Here is a 19,057-nt window from a genome sequence, read left to right as displayed (position 1 = left end):
TTTCACCGATCACTTTTAACATTTCCACATCAATTCATTCTTTTTATACACAAATCAAACTTGATTTCAAAGAAATTATTCTAAAACAGACTCATTAAAAACTACTAACTCCTCAAATTACAGATTCACTCGAAAAATATACAACAAATCAAACTTTAACCTTTAGGAATTTCATCTGCACAATCACTAAATTTTAATTAACAGGCCTTTAACCACCCCTCTCATCCTTTTATAGACAAAAAATAGTGCTTAGATCGCTATAATCTAAGCACTATTTCTGCACAATAATAGTAGAGTTCTTTCTAAACTTCCATTCTATCCACTTCATAACAAACGGCTTCAATAACCCCCTCGTCATAGGGATAACGAAGATCAAACCTATTATATCCGTTACATATCCAGGAAGCACTAAAAGAACACCTCCTATAAAGATAAAAATACCATCTAGGACCGCTCCTCCTGGCATTTCTCCTCTATTCAACTTAGAATGAATCTCTCCAAGCACTTTAAAACCTTGTCTTTTCGCCAAATACACACCTACAACACCCGTAAATACAATCATAGCGAACGTAGACCACAAACCTATTACATGACTCGATCCAATTAAGACTGTAATCTCAATCGCCGGTATTAATATAAACAAGAATAGTAACCACTTCATAGTTCTACACTCCTCTCACATACTATCACTTTAAACGCCCTCACAACGTCCATATACACCACATAAAAGCCGAATGTACTTCCTTATCAAACTTCATAATAAACAGCTTTTAAAAGCAATTTCAGACGTCTTAAGCTAGTTTTACCTCATTTTTGTGTAAAAAAAAAGAGAAGGACTCCGATCCTTCTCTCCGTATTACTTATAGCACTTCCGCATGTCCATTATAAACAATTCCGCGTGCTGCATCAACTGTTACTTCTTGGCCATTTTTTAAAGTTGCTGTTACGCCGTTTACACCAACGATAACAGGAATACCGATTGATACACCTACAACAGCAGCATGGCTTGTTAAACCGCCCTCTTCTACAACTAGAGCAGCAGCTTTTTCGATTGCAGGAATCATATCTTTATCAGTGCTTGTTGTAACAAGGATATCACCTTCGTTTACGTTCGCTACAGCTTCAGCAGCTGTTTTTGCTACAACTACCTTACCTTTTGCAGCTTTACGACCGATTCCTTGTCCTTTAGCAACTTCTTCACCAACAACGTGGATTTTCATTAAGTTTGTTGTACCAGTTTCAGCAACTGGAACGCCAGCAGTAATTACCACAGTGTCTCCAAGTCCGATTAGACCTGCATCCATACCTGTTTGAATTGCTGTATCTAACATTTCGTCAGTTGAAGCTGCACGCTTCTCAGCCATAAATGCTTGTACACCCCAAACAAGTGCAAGACGACGTCCTACTTGCTCGTCAGATGTTACAGCTACGATTGGAGATTTTGGACGGTATTTAGAGATCATTTTCGCAGTATATCCACTTTCTGTTGGAGCTACGATTGCAGCTACATCAAGAGCAAGTGCTGTATGCGCAACAGATTGGCTAATTGCATCTGTAATTGTTGGAGTGAACTCTTTAATGCGTTTTTTGAACATATCTTCGTATTGTAATGATTTTTCAACACGTACAGCAATGTTAGCCATCATTGTTACTGCTTCTACTGGGTATTGTCCAGCAGCTGTTTCACCTGAAAGCATGATTGCATCTGTACCATCGAAGATTGCATTAGCTACGTCACTTGCTTCCGCACGAGTTGGACGTGGGTTACGTTGCATAGAATCTAACATTTGTGTCGCAGTAATAACCGGTTTACCTAACACGTTACATTTTTTGATTAGACGTTTTTGTACTAATGGTACTTCTTCTGGTGGAATTTCTACACCCATATCACCACGAGCTACCATTAAGCCGTCAGAAACTTCTAAGATTGAATCGATGTTGTCGATACCCTCTTGGTTTTCGATTTTTGGTACGATTTGGATGTATTGAGCGTTATGCTCTTCTAATAATTCACGGATTTCTAATACGTCAGCTGCTTTACGTACGAATGAAGCTGCGATGAAATCAACTTTTTGCTCGATACCGAAGATGATATCTTTTACGTCTTTTTCAGTGATACCAGGAAGCTTAATGCTTACGTTTGGTACGTTAACACCTTTTTTATTTTTTACAGTTCCGCTGTTAAGAACTTTTGTACGGATGTTTCCGTCAGCTTTTTCGATTACTTCTAGTTCGATAAGACCGTCATCGATTAGAATACGAGAACCTGGGTCTACATCATCATAAAGACCAGCATAAGATACAGAGAACTTCTCTGCAGTACCTAATACTTGCTCAGTAGAAAGAACTACTTCTGCACCTGTTACAAGCTCAGCTTGTCCGTCTACGAAGTCGTGAGTACGGATTTCTGGACCTTTTGTATCAAGTAAGATACCAACTGTTTTACCAGTTTTCTTTGAAGCTTCACGAATGTTTTTAATACGAGCACCGTGCTCTTCATGGCTACCATGAGAGAAGTTTAAACGAGCAACGTTCATACCTGCTTCGATTAATTGCTCTAATTTTTCAATACTTTCACTAGCAGGACCTATAGTACATACAATTTTAGTTTTACGCATATTGCACCTCCGAAAATTATGAAACCGTTCCCAAATATCCGACATTACGCCGATTAGATGGATAATTCTTTAGATAATTGATACATATCTTTATCGATTGTATGCTTTTGAGCTAACGCTTCGATAATATCATGATCAACAAGTTTGTTATCTTGAATACCTACACAACGTCCACCTTGACCAGCAATTAACAATTCAACTGCTCTTGCACCAAGACGGCTTGCTAATACACGGTCTTGTGCACTTGGTGATCCACCACGTTGTACGTGACCTAATACAGTTACGCGAGTATCAAAGTTTGTTGCTTCTTCAATGTGCTTACCGATGTCAATTGCACTTCCAACACCTTCAGCTACAACGATAATACTGTGTTTTTTACCACGTTCACTACCACGCTTCAGACGAGCGATAACATCTTCCATGTCATACTCTTCTTCTGGAATTAAGATTGTTTCCGCACCATCAGCTAAACCAGCCCATAATGCGATATCACCAGCGTGACGTCCCATTACTTCGATAACATATGTACGTTCATGAGATGTAGCTGTGTCACGAATTTTATCAATTGCATCAATAACAGTGTTTAAAGCTGTATCGAAACCAATTGTGAAATCTGTTCCAGGAATATCATTGTCGATTGTACCTGGTACACCAACACATGGGAATCCTTGTTCAGTTAATTTTTTAGCGCCTTGGTAAGAACCATCTCCACCAATAACAACAAGTCCTTCGATACCGTGTTTCTTTAATTGCTCGATACCTTTTAGTCGTACTTCTGGGTCTTTAAACTCAGGACATCTTGCTGTATATAATTTTGTACCACCGCGGTGGATAATATCGCCAACAGAACCAAGTTCTAATTTTTCAATATGACCAGAAATTAATCCAGCGTATCCATGGTAAATACCATATACTTCAATATCATGGAAAATCGCTTTACGAACAACTGCACGAATGGCAGCATTCATACCAGGTGAATCTCCACCACTTGTTAATACACCAATACGTTTCATTTGTACTCACCTCATAAAGATTATTTGCCTTATAATAAAATAACACGAAAAAATATAAAAATACAATGGAGAAGATGTGTCTTTTCATAATAAAAACGTGCATTCGCGAAGTGGAACGCACGCTTTTCTTATTTTATCCAAATGGAAGCGTTTGAAAACGAAACTTGCCCAATTTTCATATATTTTTCATAACGTTTTTCGATTAATTCATCTTTCGAAATTCCGTTTAATTGTTCAAAAGTTTTTCCAAGCATTAAATCTATATTTTCTGACTGTTTCAAAATATTACGGTGCGCTCCACCTTTTGTCTCTGGAATAATTTCATCGATTACACCTAATTCTTTCAAATCTGCTGCTGTAATTCTCATCGCTTCTGCAGCTTCCTTCGCTTTTCCTGCATCTTTCCAAAGAATTGCCGCTGCACCCTCTGGCGTAATAACAGAATAAGTGGAATTTTCTAGCATATGAATGTAATCCCCTACTCCAAGACCTAGCGCGCCACCACTACCACCTTCGCCGATAACGATACAAATAACAGGTACTGTTAATCCTGCCATTTCAAATAAATTGCGGGCGATAGCTTCACTTTGACCACGTTCTTCAGCAGCTTTACCAGGATAAGCTCCTTTCGTATCAATAAAGCAAATAATGGGACGATTGAACTTCTCCGCCTGCTTCATTAAACGTAATGCTTTTCGATATCCTTCTGGATGAGGCATTCCAAAATTACGGCGAATATTTTCTTTTGTATCTTTTCCGCGTTGATGCCCAATTACAGTTACAGGCATCCCTTTATACTTCGCAATGCCGCCGACAATCGCTGCATCATCGCCAAATAGACGATCTCCATGACATTCAAAAAAATCAGTAAATAAGTGCTCAATATAATCGAGCGTTGTCGGTCGTTCTGCATGACGAGCAATTTGAACACGGTCCCACACTTTCATATTGCCGTATATATCTTCCTCTAAATTTTCTAGCTTTTCTTCCAAAATACGAATCTCCTCACTGAAGTCCATCTGGCTGTTTTTCGTATAGTCTTTCAGTTCACGAATCTTATTTCTTAGCTCAACAACTGGTTTCTCAAATTCTAGCTCTGCCATACAGCCATTCCTCCTCCTTGATGAACTTCCAAAATCTTGCGAAGCGATTCTCTCATATCATCACGATGTACCACCGCATCTAATTGACCATGTTCTAGTAAGAATTCTGCCGTTTGGAAATCTTCCGGTAGTTTCTCACGCACGGTTTGTTCAATTACACGTCTACCAGCAAATCCGATCAGTGCCCCTGGTTCTGCAAGATTATAATCACCAAGTGAAGCGAAACTCGCTGAAACCCCGCCCGTCGTCGGATGAGTCATAACAGAAATAAATAATCCTCCTGCATTACTATGCTTTTTCAAAGCTACGCTTGTTTTTGCCATTTGCATTAAACTTAATATCCCTTCTTGCATACGGGCACCACCCGAAGCAGTAAAGATAATAAATGGAACTTGTAAGTCGTATGCCTTTTCAACCGCACGGGCAATTTTTTCTCCTACAACAGAGCCCATGCTCCCCATTCGAAAACGAGAATCCATTACTGCAACAACAACAAGCATGTCATCAATTGTTCCTTCACCAGTTACAACCGCTTCGTTCAATTCAGTCTTCTTACGATCGCTCTCTAGTTTCTCTTCATACCCTGGAAACTCGAGTGGATTTAATGAAACCATTTCTTTGTCATACTCACGGAATGACCCCTCGTCCAATATACTATCAAGACGTTCCCATGCATTCATAGGATGATGATATCCACAATTCACACATACTTTTAAATTTTTTAGAAGCTCTTTCGTATACATGATTTTTTTACATTTCGGACATTTTGTCATAACGCCATCTGGTACGTCTTTTCGTACTTGTTCTGAAGGTATTGCAGCGTACTTTTTCTTTTTCACGAATAAATCTCTTAGCACAATTTGACCCCCTTCGTTGAGAGCTAAGGTTAGCGTAAGAAGAAAATTGGGCTAACACCAAAGTTTGATGTTAGCCTTATCTTCTCAATCTGTCTAATAACCTCACTCTTTACGTTTAACTTTAACCGCTACGCGATAGAATGTTTGTCATAACGTGTCATGGTCATTTCGACAAATTTTATACATTACGAGTGAAACTGTATATTCTCTACTAATTCATCGTAAATTTTTAGTGCATCATTTTCTTGTTTTTCTTCCAAAGTAGCGTAAAGCTTTCTATACATATCGATAGAATCTCCTGAAACTTTACAAGAAAGAGTTGCTACGTAATCATTTACGATCATCCAAATGCGATATAGTAAATAATTATCGACTTGTTCAATAAGTGTTTTAAAGAACGTTTGATGAAGCATTGGAATTGAGTTTTCATTTTCTTCAAGCACTTGATGTAATTTGCTTAGCACTTTAGAAAACGTTTCTTTCGGTAAATTACATACAATTCGAATCATATCTTTCTCAAGCAATCGTTTCGTTTGTAATAAATCACGAATTGTTTTCTCATCTTGCAGCAAGAACGGAGCAATTAATTGTACAAGACCGTTATCGTAAAAGTTTCGAATAAACGTCCCTTCACCACGTCTCGTTTCAATTAATCCTACTAGTTCTAAAGCACGCAATGCCTCTCTTACAGAAGAACGCCCTACATTTAAACGTGAACTTAACTCACGCTCAGACGGCAAACGATCTCCCGCTACCAATCCATCTTCTTCCATAATGGAACGGATTTTCTTTACAATTTCGAGATATACTTTTGTATTTGATGATGTCAATGGAAATTCCTCGCTTATTCTTTACCAATCAGCGCTAATTGTTTTGTTTTCTCAGCAACTTCATTTGGATCTACCTGACGGCGAGCTACTCCTGTCTCCATTGCAGCTTTCGCAACGTAAGCTGCTACTTGAGGCGCTACACGTGCGTCAAACGGTGCTGGAATGATATAGTCTGCATTTAACTCATCTTCTGCTACAAGCTCAGCAATAGCTTGTACAGCTGCCATCTTCATTTCTTCGTTAATTTGTGTCGCATGTACGTCAAGTGCACCGCGGAAAATACCAGGGAACGCCAGTACATTATTTACTTGGTTTGCGAAGTCAGAACGACCTGTTCCAACAACAGCTGCGCCCGCTGCTTTTGCCAATTCTGGCATAATTTCTGGAACTGGATTCGCCATTGCAAAAATAATTGCATCGTCATTCATTGTACGAACCATTTCTTCTGTTAATGCACCTTCTGCAGATACACCAATGAATACGTCCGCACCTTGTACAACATCAGCTAAAGAACCTTCGATACGATTCTTATTTGTATATTTTGCAACTTCATCCTTCACCGGATTCATACCTGTAGGACGACCTTCATAGATTGCCCCTTTACGGTCACACATAATAATGTCGCGTACACCATAGCGATATAAAAGTTTAATAATTGCAATACCTGCTGCACCTGCGCCGTTTGCGACAACTTTAATGTCAGACATTTTCTTTCCAACTAGTTTTAGCGCGTTCACAAGACCTGCTACTGTTACGATAGCTGTTCCGTGTTGATCATCATGGAAGATAGGAATATTTGTTTCTTTTTTCAAACGTTCTTCAATAATGAAGCAGTTTGGTGCTGCGATATCCTCTAAGTTAACGCCGCCAAAAGTTGGCTCCATTAATTTTACAGTTTCAACAATTTTATCTACATCGTTTGTATTTAAGGCAATTGGGAATGCATCTACACCAGCAAAGCTCTTGAACAATACAGCTTTACCTTCCATTACTGGAAGAGATGCTTCAGGTCCAATGTTACCAAGACCAAGTACAGCCGTTCCATCAGTCACAACTGCTACCATATTTCCCTTCATTGTATATTCATATACCTTACTTTTATCGTCATAAATTTCCTTACAAGGTTCTGCAACCCCTGGAGAATATGCAAGACTTAAATCTTTTGCATTTTCTACTTTTACTTTTGATACAGTTTCTAATTTTCCTTGATGCACTTTATGCATGTGAAGTGCTTCTTCACGAAGTGTTGACAAACTATCCACTCTCCTCAAATTATTCTTGCTGATATCAATTTCTCCAAGTGGTCTGACCACGAACACTACTACTATAATAATCGAAGTGTAGGGAAATTGTCCATTATATTTTCACAACTACATTTTCTTCCCCGACAATTTCACGAAGTGCTCCTAAACATTCTTCACTTGGATGGATCGATAAACTCCGAGATAATTGTACCATTTTATGTTCCTTTTCATAATAAATTAGTACTTTCGCAAAACCCGAATAGTCAAACAATATTTTAGTAACCTGATTTAACAGCTTTTTCTCATATTGAGACGGCAATTTCACGTAAACTGATGCGTCTTTCTTTTCTTCATACACATCCATTTCTTCTAACGGATATAGCCCATTTACTATCCATTGCAACTTATGATTTCTAAGCTCAATCATGCCATCAACTAAAACAATTGCTCCTTCTTGTAACCTATCTGAGAAATGTATATACGTCTCGGGGAAAAGAACTGCTTCCATTTCATCATTTTGATCACAAAAGGTAATAAACGCCATCTTCTGCAACTTTTTCGTACGAATCACTCTTACGCTTGTTATATACACGATAGCTCTTTGTACCTTTTTCTTATGCCGCATCGCCTGAGCGAGAGATGGAATTTCTAATTCTTTCGCTAACTTCACATACTGCGCTGTCGGATAGCTCGATAAATAAAAACCTAGTGCTTCCTTTTCTTTATTTAACTGTTCAATAAAAGAAAGCTCTTCTCCTTGTACGTATTTTGATTTTGGAACAGCATCTCCTAAATCACGTGCAAGATTTGCGTATTCTACCGCCCCTTTAAGACTTTTCCACAAATTCGTTCTCGAAACACCAAAATCATCAAAACATCCAGACCAGACAAACGCCTCTAAATTTCGCTCTGTCACAAATTTTGATGGCATGCGAAGACAAAATTCAAATAAATCTTCAAACATTTTTTTCTCTCGTTCTTCGAGTAATGCTGTCACTGTAGCCATTCCGATGTTCCGAATGGAAAGTAGACTGTAACGTATTGCATTGCCTTCTATTTGGAAATTATAACCACTTTTATGAAGAGATGGGGGCAAAACATGAAAACCTTTTCGCTTCGTCTCTCGTATATACTGCACAATCTTATCTTCATTTCCAATTGCACTCGATAATAGTGCCGTCATAAATTCCAGCGTATAATTCGCTTTTAAGTAGGCAAGCTGATATCCAATCATACTGTAGGCTACTGCGTGACTTCGGTTAAAACCATAATTCGCAAATCTTACAATTAAATCGTAAATTTTCTCGGCAGATGTCTCGTCATAACCATTTTGTAAACAACCTTGTACAAAATGCTTACGTTCCTGATCCAAAATATCACGATTTTTTTTACTCACTGCACGGCGTAATAAATCTGCTTCTCCAAGCGAGAATCCCGCTAACTTCGACGCAATTTGCATAATTTGTTCTTGGTATACAATTACACCGTATGTTCTTTCTAGAATTGGCTTTAAGTCTGGATGTAAATATTCAATTTTTCTTTTTCCGTGCTTTGATTCAATAAAGGTCGGAATTTCTTCCATCGGTCCTGGTCTATATAACGAGTTAACAGCGACAATATCTTCAAATTCATTCGGTTTTAACCCGCGAAGTACATTGCGCATACCACCTGATTCAAGCTGGAATACACCTGTTGTATCCCCTCTACCTAACAATTGAAACGTCTTTTCATCTTGAAGTGGTAAATTTCTTATATCGATTTGTGTCCCCGTCTTTTTCACGATAAACTTTATAATATTTTCGAGTAACGTTAAATTACGTAATCCTAAAAAGTCCATCTTGAGCAAACCAAGCTCTTCTAATACATCAGCTGGGTATTGCGTAACATACACATCGTTATGCCCTTCTTGAATTGCAACACTTCCGGTTAACGGCTCTTGGCTCATAATAACGCCAGCTGCATGAATAGACGTATGGCGCGGTAAACCTTCTACACGCTTTGCAATTTCAAATACGCGCTCATGCAGAAGGTTTCCTTGTATAAACTCACGGAGTGATTGCGATTCCTCATATGCATCTTTTAACGTTATACCGAGCTTTGATGGGATAAGTTTTGAGAATATGTCAATATCTCGCGGTGGAAGCCCCATTACACGCGCAATATCTCTAATTGCTGCTTTCGCTGCCAATGTTCCGAACGTTACAATTTGAGCAACACGAAGCTGACCATATTTATCTTTCACATATCGAATCATCTCGTCACGTCTTATATCCGGAAAATCAATATCAATATCTGGAAGCGTCACACGTTCAGGGTTTAAAAATCTTTCAAATAATAGATCGTATTCAATTGGATCAATATCTGTAATTTCTAATACATAAGAAACGAGTGAGCCAGCCGCGGACCCACGTCCTGGCCCTGTTAAAATATGATTTTCATGCGCATATTTCATAAAATCCCAGACGATTAGGAAATAATCACTAAACCCCATACTAGAAATAACGTTTAATTCATGATTCAAACGCTTTATATGTACTTCTTTCGGCGTACCATAACGTTTCTGCAACCCTTCTTCACAAACGCGGCGTAAATACATATCACTCGTCTCATTGGCTGGAACAGGGAATTTCGGTAATTGATTTACATGAAACGGTATTTCTACTTTGCAACGTTCTGCAATTGCTACTGTGTTATAAATCGCTTCTTCTACGTGAGAAAATAATGCTTCCATTTCATCTGATGATTTTAAATAATATTGATCTGTTTTCAGCCTCGGCCTATCTGGATCCGTCATTTTCGTTCCACTTTCAACAGATAATAAGCATTCATGAACGAGTGCGTCACTTTGATTAATGTAGCGTACATCGTTTGTTGCAACGACTGGAACATGTATCCTACTCATAAATTCGGGTAATTTTTCTTGCAGAAGCAGTTCATCTTGAATCGCATGATGCTGTAAACTCATATAAAAATTGCCAAACATGCTTTGATACATACGAGCTACTTCTTCAGCTTGACTCTCTTTGTCTTCTAATAATAATTGTTCAATTTCCCCATCTTTACCTGGTGAAATGGCAATTAATCCTTTCGCATAATGGGCAAGCCACTTTTTCGGAATACCTTCTTTTGACTTCGTCATAATGCTACTAGAAATCTTTAATAAATTTTGATACCCTATTTCATTTTCCGCAAGTAAAACAAGCGGATAAGATTTTTCTTCTTCTTCACTAAAAATAGAAGCTGTTAAGCCGATGATAGGATGTATGCCATGTTTCTTACACGCTTTATAAAACGGAATAACGCCATACATAACATTTTCATCCGTAATAGCAAGTGATGAAAAACCAAGCTCTTTGGCCCTGACTACAAGCTCATCAATTTTACAAGCACTTTTTAATAAACTAAAAACGGTTTGACATTGTAAATGCACAAACTTCACTGTTGTACCCTCTCTTTACCTATTTGACTACTTTTATTATAGGTGAAGAGGAAAGCGGAAATCAAAACATACTTCTTATACTTTGTCCATATATATGAAGAAGAAAGGAGAATGACGATGGATGTAAGAGAACACACTTTTTTCTCTCTGCTTATTATTAGTTATTTTATTGCCTTTGGGGTTATACTTGGTGGTTCATTAATTGGTGGATTTGGTGCATTTCTTATCGGAAAACCAACTCTCACGTACATTAATCAATTCGCCCAAAATTTAAGGATTTGGGCACTCGTTGCAGCGATTGGCGGAACATTTGATACTTTTTATAGCTTTGAAAGAAGTTTCTTTGGCGGAGATATGAAAGATATCGTAAAACAAATTCTCCTTATTTTTTTCGCAACGGGTGGTATGCAAACGGGTCTTATTATTATTAAATGGCTAACGCAGGAACATGTATGAGAGTACCAAGTGCCAATACAGCAAAAAGATGGTATTTAGTTTTAGCTGGTGCTGCTGTTGGAGGCGTGTTGAGCTGGTTTATCTTTTTGTACATATACGGTGTTTTTCAAGAAGAACAAGCTAGTAAAATAGCAGAACAAAGAGAAATTATAGAAAAACAAGAAGCAAAGCTCCACGTCCTTCTCGAAGATCAAGAAAAATTGAATACTGAAAATAAACGGCTCTTAACCATTCAAGAGATTAAAATAAAACTTATAAACCGAGAAAAATACGATTTAGACAACCTTACACTTGAAAATATGACCACATCTATCCATAATGACCTCCAACATCTTTTAACGAAAAACATTCAAAGTATAGCCAAAAATAAAGACCTACTCAAAAAGGTAATTGAAAACAAAACGTACAAACATTACGATCGGCTATACCGTTTCAAAGTCGATACGATATCTTTTGATACAGTGCTTGAAATTAGTATTACGATAGAGAAAGAAAAATAAAGAAGGAGGGCTTTAGCGCCGCTCCTTCTTTTTGTTCTACTATATAATCTCTTATCTACACAGCTCACGTAAATCAGCAAAAAGACGATCCGCTTCTTCCCAAGAAGATGCTTTTGCACCAGAAGCCATCGGATGCCCTCCGCCATTATATTGCATTGCTAATTTATTTATTACTGGTCCTTTTGAGCGAAGACGAACACGAATCACATCGTCTTCCTCTAAAAATAGAACCCACGCCTTTAATCCATCAATATTACCAAGTGCTCCAACAACGCCTGATGCCTCAGAAGGAAGTACATCAAACTTTTCTAATACTTCTTTCGTTAATTTAATGTAAGCTGCTCCTTCTTCTACCATCGTAAAGTTTTGTAAAATATAGCCGTTTAAACGAGCAATCTTTTCTTTCGTCTTATACATTTCATTGTATAAATCTGTGAATTTCACATCCATATCAACAAGCTCACTCACGTAACGAAGTGTTTTCGCTGTTGTATTCGGGAATAAGAAACGACCTGTATCCCCAACAATACCCGCTAAAATAAGACGAGCTGCTTCTTTTGTTATCTGTAATCCTTTATCTTTTCCATACGTGTAAAACTCATAAATCATTTCACTTGTAGAACTTGCTGTCGTATCTACCCACGTAATATCTCCGTATGGATCTTCATTCGGATGATGGTCAATTTTAATTAACATCTTCCCTTTTGCATAGCGTTGATCGTCAACACGTTCTTGGTTCGCAGTATCACATACGATAACAAGTGCATTTTCATATACACTATCTTCAATATCATCCATTACTCGTAAATATGCTAGTGACGGTTCATTGTACCCAACCGTATAAATATTTTTCTCTGGAAACGATTCTTGTAGAATTGTACCAAGACCGCCTTGTGAACCTAACGCATCTGGATCTGGACGCACATGACGGTGAATAATAATTGTATCAAACTCTTTAATGGCTCTTAAAATTTGCTCATGCATATGTATAATCTCCTTTTTACTCATCTTCTTCACTTTATCTTTCATTATAACGGAAAGTATTTCATACATGCGAACAATTGCTTTATAATAAAAGTTAGAAAGTTTAGATATTTCATTTTTCTCCACTATTATTTTTCATAAAACGATGGGAGTGTGCATTATGCCAGTATTAGTCTTCTGTATTATCGTCTCATTTATGTTGTATCTCTTCTACAAAACAAAATACTTTCGTACAAACCGCCCAATGGAGAAAGGTTGGCTCTCTGGAAAATCCGCAATGGCACTCGGTTCATTCGTCTTATTCTTCGGGATAAACCAATTCTTTTTAGAACTTTCAACCGCTCGTATTATCGTTGGTGTTTTATTTGTTCTATTTGGTAGTGCAAGTGTATTTAATGGATTTCGCCAATATAAACATTTCTTACCATTGGCAGTTGAAGAGGCTGAATCTTATGAAGCAACATAAAAAAGCATCAATATTGTGATGCTTTTTTACGTCCTCTAACTTTTAAAATCATATATGCAACAAAAGCAGAAGGGATATTGAATGGGTTCCCTTGCACATGAAGGTGTAATTGTTCTTCCCCAAAAGACATTTTTTCATATAGCTCTCGCTGAGATAATCCTGTTTTTTTCTTTTTTTCATGCAAACCTTGTAAGTATAAATATTGAATCGGTATCATCACAAGAAAGTAAAATAGTGCGATACTACCAAAAAAGAGTACTGTTGATGACATAATGCATACCACCTTCCAGAAATCCATTTTCTTACAATATAATCATAACATAATATATAACCTAAATGAATTACTATTCTGTCTTTTATTTATATAACTGTTTCTCCACATAACTCTTTTTCAGCATACTGAATATATCGCCGAATAAAAGCGCCAGGATCTTTTCTAATAGGTTCGATATCAAGCCTTAATGGTATCTTTCCAGCCATATAAAAGATTCTTGAAGCGGTCCCAAGTCGAATGGATGGTTCTGAAATACATATCCTTCTATTTTTTCATTTCTCTACCCGAACTCTTACGTAGCTTAAATAATAACTTCAAAAACAAATAAAACAAAATAAAGTTAAAGAAAAAACCTAATGGATAAAACGAAATTTCCCATCCGCCATAATAAATGAAGTTTTCTGCCGGTATACCGAAGTAAAGAAAATCGCTATTATTTCCTCCAGTTGTAGGGATAAAGGAACAAATAATAGCGAAAATCAAACTTACTACATACAATTTCTTTTTCTTTGTATCCATTCTTCTATGTGTTAACACATGAAAAGTTATTGCAAATACTACCCCAAAAAAGAGAACGATTACTCCCATTCGACACCTCCACCATTATTGTTCAAGCATCTTTAAATGATTGCGTGCCCATACTTATAAATATGAAACAGGACGTGATAGATTCAGTTGCTAACTAAAATTTAAAAGTCCCTACTATAGCGTTAAAAAAATGGAACAAACCAAAGCGGCTTGCTCCATCTTTTTATTTATCAATTAACTGCACCATAAGCAATGCTTTTCCAACAACATTACCTTCATGATGCACTTCTACATCAACCTTACCAAATTTACGTCCAATTTCTAATACTTTCGGATGAACCGATACAACATTGTCAATTTGAACCGGTTTTACGAAATAAATTGTTAAGTTCTCAACAATTAAATCACTCTTCTTTTGCGCACGAATAACGCGATTCGTTGCTTCCGTCACAATCGTTGCGAATACACCGTACGATAACGTTCCGATTGAATTCGTCATTTGTGGCGTCACTGAAAATTGATATAAATGTTCATTTTTCGCTTCTTTCGGCGTCATGAATTGATTCGTAACAATATCATCAATTGTTTCACCGACTTGTGGTTGACGCTGAATCATTTGCAACGCCTGAAGTACATCTTGACGGCTAATAATACCTTGCAGTTTATTTCCTTCATCAACAACAGGAAGTAACTCAATACCTTCCCACACCATCATACGAGCCGCAGCTGCGACAGACATTTTTCCATTTACCGTAATTGGATGCTTTGTCATGACTTTATCAATCGGTGTTTCTTTCGCAACACCAATCATATCTTTTGAAGTTACAATACCTAATACCTTTTTATTCTCATCAACAATCGGATATCTTCCGTGCATCGTCTCTTCATTATACGCATGCCATTGCTGCACTGTATCATTTGGTTTTAAATATAACGTTTCTTCAATTGGCGTTAAAATATCTTCAACGAGTACAATTTCTTTCTTAATAAGCTGATCGTAAATTGCACGGTTAATTAACGTTGCAACTGTAAATGTATCGTAACTACTTGAAATAATCGGCAGTTTTAATTCATCTGCTAATTTCTTCACATGATCTTCCGTATCAAATCCGCCCGTAATTAACACCGCGGCTCCGGCTTCTAGCGCTAATTGATGTGCGTTCGTACGGTTACCGATAATCAGTAAGTTTCCTGCTTCTGTATAGCGCATCATCGCTTCTAATTTCATTGCCCCGATTACGAATTTATTTAACGTTTTATGTAGTCCTTCTCTGCCTCCAAGTACTTGACCATCGACAATGTTAACGACTTCTGCGTATGTCAGTTTTTCAATATTTTCTTTCTTCTTTTGTTCAATTCGAATTGTTCCGACACGTTCAATCGTACTAACATATCCTTTATTTTCTGCATCTTTAATTGCACGATAAGCTGTCCCTTCACTTACGCTCAAATCTTTCGCAATTTGCCTTACAGAAATTTTATGGCCTACTGGCAGGCTATTAATATGTTCTAAAATTTGGTTATGCTTGGTAGCCAAATGGTTTCACCATACTTTCTTTTCCCTAAATTCTTCATGTGTTGTATTTTCAGTATACTATATTTTCAAAACTGTTACACTCTCTCTTTGTATATCTGTACTATTTTTTTTATAACAAAATACGCCTTACATTACACTGCTACTTCCATTACAACAATGTAATGGTATTGTCATCTCGTTCGATAGTTTGTCCAGCCGCTTCCATATACAATGAAGACAAGAAATGAAACAAAGGAGCGAATACATGATGAAAAAATTATTAGAAGTTGTAGGTGCTGTATTTTTAGCTTTCGTAGACGGGAAAAAAGTTGCAATGGAATTGAATGAAACACCTGAACAGCCACTTCCAAAAAGAAAAGAATCATCAAAACAAGTACAACCTTTAAAAGCTGTCCTACACACGTAAAAAACCCTTCACTTGTCTTTTTCAAATGAAGGGTTTCTTTTCTATAGTGTAATACTTTCTCCAGCTTCTAATACTTTCCCTGTACAATTTTGTAGCTTTTCTACAAATTGATATGGATCTTGTTCAATTACTGGGAACGTATTGTAATGCATCGGTACCACAGTTTTCGCCTGAATCCATTTTGCTGCTAAAACAGCATCTTCTGGTCCCATTGTGAAGTTATCACCAATTGGTAAAAATGCTACATCAATGTTATTTAATTCCCCAATTAATTTCATATCAGAGAATAGAGCAGTATCTCCTGCATGGTACACCGTTTTCTCTTCTGCTGTAAATAAAATACCCGCTGGCATACCTGTATATGTAATCGTCTTATTTTCTTCATCAATATAACTAGAACCGTGGAATGCTTGTGTAAACTTCACTTTTCCGAAGTCAAATTCATGCGAACCGCCAATATGCATCGGATGTGTATTTACACCTTGCCAACTTAAAAATGTCGCTAGTTCAAATGGTGCTACAACAACTGCATTATTTTTCTTCGCAAGCGCTACTGTATCTCCAACATGATCACCATGTCCATGCGATAAAAGAATCGCATCTACTTTTACATCTTCAGCCTTTAAATCTGTTTTCGGATTTCCCGTTAAAAACGGATCAATTACAATTACTTTTCCATTCGTTTCAATCTTTACAACTGAATGCCCATGATAAGATACTTTCATTATTACATTCCTCCTCTATTCACATTCTCACTTTTTATTCTACATGATTTTTTAATTCCCTGTCTTTTCTAACATCGATTTACTTGTCATAACGCTTTCCTACGATGTAAAGTTATATTTGTAATTAAATATCTCGGGGGTGCCAATCGATGAATGCTAGATTAGAAAATTTAATGCAATGGCTAAAAGAAAAAAACGTAGAAGCTGCGTTCTTAACTTCTACACCGAACGTCTTCTACATGACAAACTTCCACTGTGAACCACACGAAAGACTTCTTGGTATGTTTGTATTCCAAGAAAAAGAGCCTATTTTGATTTGCCCTAAAATGGAAGAAAACCAAGCACGTAACGCTGGCTGGGCACATGAAATTATCGGATTTACTGATACTGACAAACCATGGGATATGATTGCAAAAGCAATTAAAGACCGCGGCATCAATGCAAACGCAGTTGCAATTGAAAAAGAACATTTAAACGTAGAGCGCTACGAAGAATTAACAAAACTATTCCCAAATGCCTCTTTCAAATCAGCTGAAGAAAAAGTTCGTGAACTTCGTTTAATTAAAGATGAAAAAGAACTTTCTATTTTACGCGAAGCAGCTAAAATGGCGGACTATGCTGTTGAAGTTGGTGTAAATGCAATTAAAGAAGATCGTAGCGAGCTAGAAGTATTAGCAATTATCGAACACGAATTAAAAACAAAAGGTATACATAAAATGTCATTTGATACGATGGTATTAGCAGGTGCAAACTCTGCTCTTCCACACGGTATTCCAGGTGCAAACAAAATGAAACGCGGCGATTTCGTACTATTTGATTTAGGCGTAATCATTGATGGTTATTGCTCTGACATTACACGTACAGTAGCATTCGGTGATATTTCTGAAGAACAAACTCGTATTTATAACACTGTACTTGCTGGACAACTACAAGCAGTTGAAGCATGTAAACCAGGTGTTACACTTGGCGCAATTGACAACGCTGCTCGTTCTGTTATCGCAGATGCAGGTTACGGTGATTTCTTCCCGCACCGCCTTGGTCACGGACTTGGAATTAGCGTACACGAATATCCAGATGTAAAAGCTGGTAACGAGTCTCCATTAAAAGAAGGTATGGTCTTCACAATCGAGCCAGGTATTTACGTACCAAACGTAGGTGGCGTTCGTATTGAAGATGATATTTATATCACAAAAGACGGATCAGAAATTTTAACGAAATTCCCGAAAGAATTACAATTTGTGAAATAATAAAAAAAGGCAGCGTGATTGCTGCCTTTTTTTATTTCTCTACTATTTCAAATCTCTCCACAATCATTTTTGCTGGATAGCTTTCAAGTATTTGAGAAGACCATACTTTTATTTTATCCCCTGTGTTTAGTTTATTATATGCATCTTTAACCTTAAAACTCAGAACTATATGTGATGGATACTCTTTATTCATTTGTTGTTCTATATAATTTTGTAACTCTATTTTTGTTTCAAACGTTTTATCACTGACGAAAAATACCGTATCATTTCTTACTATGACATACCCTTCTTCAGGTACTCTTTTTACCTCTACTTGTTTTGTAGTGCACGCTGATACTATGATTAGAAATACACTTAAAAACATTAATTTTTTCATATGCCTATTCATTTTTAACTCCTTACTCTAGGCTATTTCAAATTTAACACCATCTTCTCCTCATACTTATCATCCCATTTCATCACAACCTCTATCGGCTCATCTTTAGATAAAGGCGCACAACTTACACAAGATGATTTCATTTCAATCTTTGCTCCTTTATGATTTTCTGACGTTTGTGTCATTGTGCTAAAGGCTCCATTAATAGCAATCTCTAAATTTTTAAATTCTGTATTCCCATCTCCGCCCTTATATTGTCCCGTCCAACTTTTGCTCTCGCTAGAAAAAGTAACATACCAAATCGAACAACTCCCTAAAAAGAAAATACTTATAAAGTGAAACTTTAATCAGTGGGGGTTTTGTTCATCCCCCACTGATTATTAGCACTCACCAATCGGACTTTTATGGGCAGCCCGACCCCCACCTAAATTCTTTGCTTTCGCTGAATTTTGAG

At 37.2% G+C, this 19,057-nt stretch carries 20 protein-coding genes and 1 pseudogene; 5 read left to right on the top strand and 16 right to left on the bottom strand.

Annotated features, from left to right (window positions below; translation table 11 throughout):
* Window positions 1-271: 271 nt before the first annotated feature.
* The 8 genes from COL05_RS06900 to dnaE all read right to left on the bottom strand — a co-directional run bounded on the left by COL05_RS06900 (window position 272) and on the right by dnaE (window position 11,104).
* A complete protein-coding gene (locus COL05_RS06900; protein ID WP_098668048.1) occupies window positions 272-661 on the bottom strand; it encodes an FxsA family protein in 390 nt (129 codons plus the stop codon).
* Between the two features lie 199 nt (window positions 662-860).
* Window positions 861-2,618: a pyruvate kinase gene (gene pyk / locus COL05_RS06895; RefSeq protein ID WP_001232664.1), complete on the bottom strand. Its 1,758-nt coding sequence runs from the start codon at window positions 2,616-2,618 to the stop codon at window positions 861-863.
* A gap of 53 nt (window positions 2,619-2,671) precedes the next feature.
* Window positions 2,672-3,631, bottom strand: coding sequence for a 6-phosphofructokinase (gene pfkA, locus COL05_RS06890; RefSeq protein ID WP_087957151.1), 960 nt, complete (start codon window positions 3,629-3,631; stop codon window positions 2,672-2,674).
* A 128-nt stretch (window positions 3,632-3,759) separates the two neighbouring features.
* Window positions 3,760-4,734 carry an acetyl-CoA carboxylase carboxyl transferase subunit alpha gene (gene accA / locus COL05_RS06885; RefSeq protein WP_098668047.1) on the bottom strand — a complete coding sequence of 325 codons (975 nt, stop codon included), beginning with the start codon at window positions 4,732-4,734 and terminating at the stop codon, window positions 3,760-3,762.
* Entirely contained in the window at window positions 4,722-5,591 is an 870-nt protein-coding gene (gene accD, locus COL05_RS06880; RefSeq protein WP_098668046.1) for an acetyl-CoA carboxylase, carboxyltransferase subunit beta, read from the bottom strand. The genes accA and accD overlap by 13 nt, the downstream gene beginning before the upstream one ends.
* Window positions 5,592-5,776: 185 nt before the next feature.
* Window positions 5,777-6,421 (bottom strand): FadR/GntR family transcriptional regulator, encoded by a 645-nt coding sequence (locus COL05_RS06875; protein WP_098668045.1) that lies wholly within the window; start codon window positions 6,419-6,421, stop codon window positions 5,777-5,779.
* Between the two features lie 14 nt (window positions 6,422-6,435).
* A complete protein-coding gene (ystJ, locus tag COL05_RS06870) occupies window positions 6,436-7,644 on the bottom strand; it encodes an NADP-dependent malic enzyme (RefSeq protein ID WP_011199012.1) in 1,209 nt (402 codons plus the stop codon).
* A 133-nt stretch (window positions 7,645-7,777) separates the two neighbouring features.
* Window positions 7,778-11,104 (bottom strand): DNA polymerase III subunit alpha, encoded by a 3,327-nt coding sequence (dnaE, locus tag COL05_RS06865; RefSeq protein ID WP_098668044.1) that lies wholly within the window; start codon window positions 11,102-11,104, stop codon window positions 7,778-7,780.
* A gap of 42 nt (window positions 11,105-11,146) precedes the next feature.
* On the opposite strand from dnaE, the gene COL05_RS06860 reads away from it, so the two are divergent.
* Window positions 11,147-11,560, top strand: coding sequence for a YtrH family sporulation protein (locus tag COL05_RS06860; protein ID WP_136699541.1), 414 nt, complete (start codon window positions 11,147-11,149; stop codon window positions 11,558-11,560).
* Window positions 11,557-12,060 (top strand): sporulation membrane protein YtrI, encoded by a 504-nt coding sequence (gene ytrI, locus COL05_RS06855; RefSeq protein ID WP_001265736.1) that lies wholly within the window; start codon window positions 11,557-11,559, stop codon window positions 12,058-12,060. Before COL05_RS06860 ends, ytrI begins: the two co-directional genes overlap by 4 nt.
* Before the next feature lie 51 nt (window positions 12,061-12,111).
* On the opposite strand, the gene COL05_RS06850 is transcribed toward ytrI, so the two are convergent.
* A complete protein-coding gene (locus COL05_RS06850) occupies window positions 12,112-13,044 on the bottom strand; it encodes a DHH family phosphoesterase (RefSeq protein ID WP_098668043.1) in 933 nt (310 codons plus the stop codon).
* Between the two features lie 160 nt (window positions 13,045-13,204).
* Here COL05_RS06850 and COL05_RS06845 point away from each other — a divergent pair, with 160 nt between their 5' ends.
* A complete protein-coding gene (locus COL05_RS06845; RefSeq protein ID WP_098668042.1) occupies window positions 13,205-13,510 on the top strand; it encodes a YtpI family protein in 306 nt (101 codons plus the stop codon).
* A gap of 7 nt (window positions 13,511-13,517) precedes the next feature.
* Here the strand turns inward: COL05_RS06845 and COL05_RS06840 are convergent, their stop codons facing one another.
* The 4 genes and pseudogenes from COL05_RS06840 to COL05_RS06830 all read right to left on the bottom strand — a co-directional run bounded on the left by COL05_RS06840 (window position 13,518) and on the right by COL05_RS06830 (window position 15,849).
* Window positions 13,518-13,781 carry a DUF3949 domain-containing protein gene (locus tag COL05_RS06840; protein WP_140392564.1) on the bottom strand — a complete coding sequence of 88 codons (264 nt, stop codon included), beginning with the start codon at window positions 13,779-13,781 and terminating at the stop codon, window positions 13,518-13,520.
* A gap of 89 nt (window positions 13,782-13,870) precedes the next feature.
* Window positions 13,871-14,038, bottom strand: a pseudogene (locus COL05_RS32155) (phosphotransferase enzyme family protein); the annotation flags it as partial.
* A 10-nt stretch (window positions 14,039-14,048) separates the two neighbouring features.
* A complete protein-coding gene (locus COL05_RS06835; protein ID WP_098668040.1) occupies window positions 14,049-14,372 on the bottom strand; it encodes a hypothetical protein in 324 nt (107 codons plus the stop codon).
* A 163-nt stretch (window positions 14,373-14,535) separates the two neighbouring features.
* A complete protein-coding gene (locus tag COL05_RS06830) occupies window positions 14,536-15,849 on the bottom strand; it encodes a CBS domain-containing protein (protein ID WP_098545481.1) in 1,314 nt (437 codons plus the stop codon).
* Between the two features lie 244 nt (window positions 15,850-16,093).
* Between COL05_RS06830 and COL05_RS31195 the strand changes: the two genes are divergently transcribed.
* Entirely contained in the window at window positions 16,094-16,255 is a 162-nt protein-coding gene (locus COL05_RS31195) for a hypothetical protein (RefSeq protein ID WP_000976301.1), read from the top strand.
* 41 nt (window positions 16,256-16,296) lie between these two features.
* Here COL05_RS31195 and COL05_RS06820 read toward each other — a convergent pair whose 3' ends face one another.
* Complete coding sequence (locus COL05_RS06820; RefSeq protein ID WP_098668039.1) at window positions 16,297-16,980, bottom strand: metal-dependent hydrolase; 684 nt, start codon at window positions 16,978-16,980, stop codon at window positions 16,297-16,299.
* Between the two features lie 149 nt (window positions 16,981-17,129).
* On the opposite strand from COL05_RS06820, the gene pepQ reads away from it, so the two are divergent.
* The gene (gene pepQ / locus COL05_RS06815; protein WP_098668038.1) at window positions 17,130-18,227 is read left to right on the top strand and encodes a Xaa-Pro dipeptidase; all 1,098 of its coding nucleotides are present in this window, start codon (window positions 17,130-17,132) and stop codon (window positions 18,225-18,227) included.
* Window positions 18,228-18,258: 31 nt separating this feature from the next.
* On the opposite strand, the gene COL05_RS06810 is transcribed toward pepQ, so the two are convergent.
* Together COL05_RS06810 and COL05_RS06805 are read right to left on the bottom strand one after the other, a co-directional pair.
* Window positions 18,259-18,615, bottom strand: a complete 357-nt coding sequence (locus COL05_RS06810; RefSeq protein WP_098668037.1) for a DUF3221 domain-containing protein — start codon at window positions 18,613-18,615, stop codon at window positions 18,259-18,261.
* Window positions 18,616-18,635: 20 nt separating this feature from the next.
* The gene (locus COL05_RS06805; RefSeq protein WP_098668036.1) at window positions 18,636-18,935 is read right to left on the bottom strand and encodes a hypothetical protein; all 300 of its coding nucleotides are present in this window, start codon (window positions 18,933-18,935) and stop codon (window positions 18,636-18,638) included.
* Window positions 18,936-19,057: the final 122 nt, after the last annotated feature.

The sequence above is a fragment of the Bacillus sp. AFS059628 genome, from assembly GCF_002571225.1.
Classification (GTDB): Bacteria; Bacillota; Bacilli; order Bacillales; family Bacillaceae_G; genus Bacillus_A.
The sequence above is the reverse complement of the archived record's forward strand: the minus strand, read 5'-3'. Positions and strand labels throughout refer to the sequence as shown.